Source organism: Streptomyces graminilatus (assembly GCF_001418565.1).
Classification (GTDB): Bacteria; Actinomycetota; Actinomycetes; order Streptomycetales; family Streptomycetaceae; genus Streptomyces; species Streptomyces graminilatus.
In genome coordinates this window covers 1-6,140 of the sequence record NZ_LIQQ01000425.1, presented here as the reverse complement: position 1 = coordinate 6,140, position 6,140 = coordinate 1, and the positions used below count along the sequence as shown (strand labels likewise).

2 protein-coding genes are annotated in these 6,140 nt (G+C 69.3%); both read left to right on the top strand.

The annotated features are described in order from the left end of the window. A partial coding sequence (locus tag AOK08_RS48545; protein WP_157876872.1) for a type I polyketide synthase occupies positions 1 to 4,774 on the top strand: 4,774 nt, incomplete at its 5' end. Between the two features lie 61 nt (positions 4,775 to 4,835). After that, positions 4,836 to 6,140, top strand: a 1,305-nt coding sequence (locus AOK08_RS31285; protein ID WP_198539452.1) for a type I polyketide synthase, incomplete at its 3' end; no start/stop codon positions are given.

Genomic DNA, 6,140 nt, shown 5'->3' with positions numbered 1-6,140 from the left:
GGCGTGCCGTTTCCCGGGTGGAGTGGGTTCGCCTGAGGATCTGTGGCGGCTGCTGTCGGAGGGCGGAGACACGGTCGCCGCCTTCCCGGCGGACCGTGGCTGGGACCTGAACGCCCTCTACGACCCGGAGGGCGAACGCCCCGGAACCACGCTGGTCGACGTCGGTGCGTTTCTTGACGGGGCGGATCGTTTCGATGCGGGTTTCTTCGGGATGAGTCCGCGGGAGGCGTTGGCGACGGATCCTCAGCAGCGGTTGTTGCTGGAGGCGTCGTGGGAGGCGTTGGAGCGGGCCGGTGTGGCGCCGGGTGGGCTGCGGGGCAGTCGGACCGGGGTGTTCGCGGGGACGAACGGTCAGGATTACGCGGGTCTGCTGCTGGCCTCGGGTGAGGACTTCGAGGGGTATGTGGGCACGGGCAACGCGGCGAGTGTGCTGTCGGGCCGGGTGTCGTATGTGCTGGGGCTTGAGGGTCCGGCGGTGACGGTGGACACGGCGTGTTCGTCGTCGCTCGTCGCCCTGCATCTTGCGGCGCAGGCGTTGCGTGCGGGTGAGTGTGATCTGGCTCTGGCCGGTGGTGTGACGGTGATGTCGACGCCGGGTGCGTTTGTGGAGTTTTCGCGGCAGCGGGGTCTTGCGTCGGATGGGCGGTGCAAGGCGTTCGCGGAGGGTGCGGATGGTACGGGGTGGGGTGAGGGTGTCGGTGTTGTGGTGGTGGAGCGGCTGTCGGATGCGCGGCGTCTCGGGCATCGGGTGCTGGCGGTCGTCGCGGGTAGTGCGGTCAACCAGGATGGTGCGTCGAATGGTTTGACGGCGCCGAATGGTCCGTCTCAGCAGCGGGTGATCCGTGCGGCGTTGGCGGGTGCGGGGTTGTCGCCGGCGGATGTGGACGCGGTGGAGGCGCATGGTACGGGTACGTCGTTGGGTGACCCGATCGAGGCGCAGGCGTTGATCGCCGCGTACGGTCAGGATCGTGAACGGCCCCTGTTGTTGGGGTCGGTGAAGTCGAACATCGGGCATACGCAGGCTGCTGCGGGTGTGGCTGGTGTGATCAAGATGGTGTTGGCGATGCGGCATGGTGTGCTGCCGCGGACGTTGCATGCCGAGGAGCCGTCGTCGCGGGTGGACTGGTCGGCCGGTGCGGTGGAGTTGCTGGCCGAGGAGCGGGCGTGGCCCGAGGTGGGGCGTGCCCGCCGGGCGGGTGTCTCGGCGTTCGGTGTGTCGGGTACCAACGCCCACATCATCCTCGAAGCACCACCGGTTGACGCGTCTGATGTCGTTGTTGACGACGGACCGGCGTCCTCGCTGGTGCCATGGGTCGTGTCGGCTCGTAGCCGGGCCGCTCTGCGTGCGCAGGCCGGCCGGCTGGCGGCGTTCGTGGCCGAGCGCGAGGCGCTTTCCCCGGTCGCGGTAGGTGTGTCGTTGGTGCGGTCGCGGTCGGTGTTCGAGCATCGGGCTGTGGTGTGGGGTGCGGACCGTGTGGAGCTGCTGGCCGGTCTGGAGGCGGTGGCGGCTGGTGAGGGTGCCGTCGGTGCGGTGTGCGGTGACGTGGGTGAAGGGGGCCGTACGGCCTTTCTGTTCGCCGGTCAGGGCTCTCAGCGTCTTGGTATGGGGCGGGAGTTGTATGAGACGTATGCGGTGTTCGCGGATGCCTTCGACGCGGTGTGTGCGCATGTCGACCGGGAGCTTGAACGGCCTTTGCGGGAGGTGGTGTTCGGTACAGATGCCGAGGCGCTGAACCGTACGGAGTATGCGCAGCCTGCCTTGTTCGCGCTGGAAGTGGCGTTGTTCCGGCTGCTGGAGTCGTGGGGTGTGCGCCCGGACGTACTGGCCGGTCATTCCATCGGTGAGATTGCCGCCGCGCATGTGGCGGGTGTGTGGTCGCTGGCGGACGCGTGCCGACTGGTCGTGGCGCGTGGTCGGTTGATGCAGGCGCTGCCGGCCGGTGGCGCGATGGTCGCGGTGCAGGCGACGGAGGAGGAAGTCCTCCCGCTTCTCGACGACGAACGTGCCGGGATAGCCGCGGTCAACGGCCCCCGGTCCGTGGTCGTTTCGGGCGAGGCGGATGCGGTCGAGGGCGTTGTCGCGCACTTCCGCGCCCAGGACCGCAAGGTCACGGTCCTGCGGGTGAGCCATGCCTTCCACTCCCCGCTGATGGAACCCATGCTCGCCGAGTTCCGGAAGGTCGCCGAGAGCCTGGCTTACGAACAGCCGAAGCTGCCGATCGTCTCCACGGTCACTGGGCAGCCGGCGACCGCCGACGAGCTGACCTCCCCGGACTACTGGGTACGGCACGTGGCCGGGACGGTCCGGTACGCCAATGCCGTACGCGACTTGGACAGCCAAGGCGTCCGACGCTTCCTCGAAGTCGGCCCCGACGGCACACTGACCGCCTTGGCGCAGTCGGTCCTGGACGGCGAGAGCCAGGTAGACGGTGATGCTCCCGTCTTCGTGGCCAGTCTGCGCAAGGACCGGACCGAGACGCGGTCGGTTCTGTCGGCACTGGCGGGTGTGTTCGTGTCCGGCGGTGCCGTCGACTGGACGTCGATGTTCGATGCGGACGTATCGTCGACGGCCGAGCTGCCGACGTACGCCTTCCAGCATCAGCGCTTCTGGCCGAAGGCGGCTGAACCGCGCGCGGCGGCCGGTGAGGGCGGTGAGATCGATGCCCGGTTCTGGGCGGCCGTGGAGCGTGAGGACCTGGCGGGGCTCGCCGGGGCGTTGGAGATCGAGGAAGAGGTTGTCGGGACGATTCTGCCGGCCCTGTCTTCGTGGCGGCGGCAGAGTGTCGAGCAGGCGCATGCGACGGGCATGAGCTATCGGATCGAGTGGCGGCCGCTGGCCGATGTACCCAACTCGACTGCTCTGTCCGGGCGTTGGCTCGTGGTTGAGCCCGCCACTCTTACCGAAGACGCGTGGGCCGAGGCAGTCGTCGACGGCCTGACGGCGCGTGGCGCCGAGGTGGAGCGCTTGGCCTGCGATCCCGGTGTGGAGCGTGCGGAACTCGCTGCGTTGGTCCGGGACATGGGTTCGTTCGTGGGTGTGGTGTCCCTGCTGACGCTGTCCCGGGATGTGGCGGCGGATGGGGTGCCGCGCGCGGTGTCGGGTTCGCTGGTGCTGGTGCAGGCGTTGGGTGACGCGGGTGGGTCGGCTCCGTTGTGGGTGCTGACGCGTGGTGCGGAGTCGGTGGGCCGTTCGGACGGTTCCGTCGACGCGGTGCAGCGGGCCGTTTGGGGCCTGGGCCGGGTGGCCGCGCTGGAGACCCCTGGTCGCTGGGGTGGTCTCGTGGATCTGCCTGCCGTGATTGACCGTCACGCGGTGGGCCGTCTGGCTGCGGTGCTGGGCGGTGGGATCGCGGGTGAGGATCAGGTCGCGGTGCGGGCGTCGGGTGTCTTCGGGCGCCGACTGGTGCGTGGTGCGGGTGCTGTGGATGCGGGGGCTGGTTGGTGTCCTCGGGGAACGGTGCTGATCACGGGTGGCACGGGTGCGTTGGGTGCCCGGGTGGCTCGTTGGGCTGCGGCTGAAGGTGCCGAGCACCTGGTGCTGCTTGGCCGTCGTGGTCTGGATGCTGATGGTGCGGCGGAACTGCGGGACGAGCTGGTCGCGTTGGGCGCCCGGGTGTCGCTGGTCGCGTGTGATGTGACCGATCGTGAGGCGCTGGCGGTGGTGCTGGCGGAGTATCCGGTGGATGCGGTGGTGCATGCGGCGGGTGTGGTCGTGAATATGCCGTTGGATCAAGTGAGTTCGGCTGATGTGGCGGCTGTGTGGTCGGGCAAGGTGTCGGGTGCGGTGCATCTGGATGCGTTGCTGGGGGAGCGGGCGCTGGATGCGTTTGTGGTGTTTTCCTCCATTGCGGGTGTGTGGGGCAGTGGTGGTCAGTGTGGTTATGCAGCGGCCAATGCGTACCTGGACGGGTTGGTCGAGTCTCGTCGGGGTCGCGGGCTTGTAGGGTCGTCGGTCGCCTGGGGGCCGTGGGCCGGTAGCGGTATGGCCGCTGGTGGTGAGGCGGTGGCGGCGTTGCGGCGGCGTGGTCTGCCGGCGTTGGAGCCGGAGCGCGCGGTGCGGGCGCTCGGCCGGGTGGTTGAAGGCCGCGACGCGGTCACTGTCGTCGCGGATGTGGACTGGAGCAAGTTCGCTCCGGCGTTCACGAGTGTGCGTGCCAGTGCCCTGCTCGCCGACCTCCCTGAAGCCCGCACCGCCCTCGACACCAGCTCGGTCGGCGGATCGCCTGAGCGATCGGAGGCCGAAGGTGTGGGCGGGCTGCGGCACGAGCTCGGTGGGCTGTCGACGGACGAGCGGCGGCAGGCGTTGCTCGACGTGGTCCGCAGGCGTGCGGCCGAGGTCCTGGGACATGGTGACACCGCCGTCGTCGGATCCGGTCAGGCGTTCCGGGAACTCGGTGTCGACTCGCTGACGGCGGTCGAGCTGCGCAACCGGCTCACCGCCGAGACCGGGCTGAAACTGCCCAGCACACTCGTCTTCGACCACCCCACCCCCCGGCACTTGGCGGCCTTCCTCGACGACGAGTTGTTCGGCGGCGAGGAGATCGACGAAGAGACCGCACTCGCGGCCGAACTGGACCGTCTGGCGTCCACGATTTCAAGGCTTTCCCCAGAGAACGCCGCCAGGACTCTCGCGAAGGCCCGCCTGCGCAGCATGCTGACCGAGCTGGGTGATCAAGCCGAGGGTGATCCCAAGGCCGCCGTCTCCCAGCAGCTCGAGGCGGCCTCGGACGACGAGATCTTCGACTTCATCAACCGGGAACTCGGCCGCTCCTGAGCGCCCACGCCGTCACAGGCTGATTCGTTCCGACCGCTACAAACGTATGGGGCACGTTCCAATGGCGAATGAAGACAAGCTCCGGGACTACCTCAAGTGGGTCACCGCCGACCTTGCCGAGACGCGTCGCCGACTCCAGGAACTGGAGACCCGGGGGGACGAACCCATCGCGATCGTCGGGATGAGCTGCCGGTTCCCCGGAGGTGTCCGGTCCCCCGAGGACTACTGGCAGCTCCTGGCCGACGGCGGCGACGCCATCTCCGCGTGGCCCACGGACCGTAGCTGGGACGCCGAGGCGCTCTACGACCCCGACTCCCAGCGGGTGGACGGCAGTTACGTCCGCGAGGGCGGATTCGTCCATGACGCGGGAGACTTCGACCCGGCGTTCTTCGGGATCTCGCCGCGTGAGGCCGTCGCGATGGACCCGCAGCAGCGGCTGCTGTTGGAGACGTCCTGGGAGGCTTTCGAACACGCCGGTATCGACCCCGAGTCGGCGCGGGGCGGTCGCGCCGGTGTCTTCGTGGGGTGCAGCAACCAGGAGTACGGCGCCGGCCTCACCGACGTCCCGGATGATGTACGCGGACACCTGCTGACAGGCAACTCCACCTCCGTGGTCTCCGGCCGTGTCTCCTACGCGCTCGGCCTCGAAGGCCCGGCCGTCACGGTGGACACGGCGTGCTCGTCGTCGCTCGTCGCCCTGCACCTCGCCGCGCAGGCACTCCGGAACGGGGAATGCGACCTCGCCCTGGCCGGTGGTGTGACGGTCATGTCGACGCCGGGCGTGTTCGTGGAGTTCTCGCGGCAGCGGGGTCTCGCTTCGGACGGGCGGTGCAAGGCGTTCGCGGAGGCCGCGGACGGCACCGGGTGGTCCGAGGGTGTGGGCATGCTGCTGGTGGAGCGGCTGTCGGACGCGCGTCGCAACGGACACCGGGTGCTGGCCGTGGTGCGGGGCAGCGCGGTGAACCAGGACGGCGCGAGCAATGGTCTGACGGCACCCAACGGTCCGTCCCAACAGCGCGTGATCCGACAGGCGTTGACCGGCGCGGGACTCTCCGCCGCAGACGTGGACGTGGTCGAGGCGCACGGTACGGGTACGACACTGGGTGACCCGATCGAGGCGCAGGCGCTCATCGCCACATACGGGCAGGGCCGGGCCCCCGAGCGGCCCCTGTGGCTCGGGTCGGTGAAGTCGAACATCGGGCACACCCAGGCCGCCGCCGGCGTCGCCGGTGTCATCAAGATGGTGCTCGCGCTCCAGCACGGGCAGCTGCCCCGCACCCTGCACATCGATGAGCCCTCGTCCCACGTCGACTGGACGGCGGGCGAGGTCCGGCTGCTCACCGAGGCCCGGGACTGGGCGCGGGAC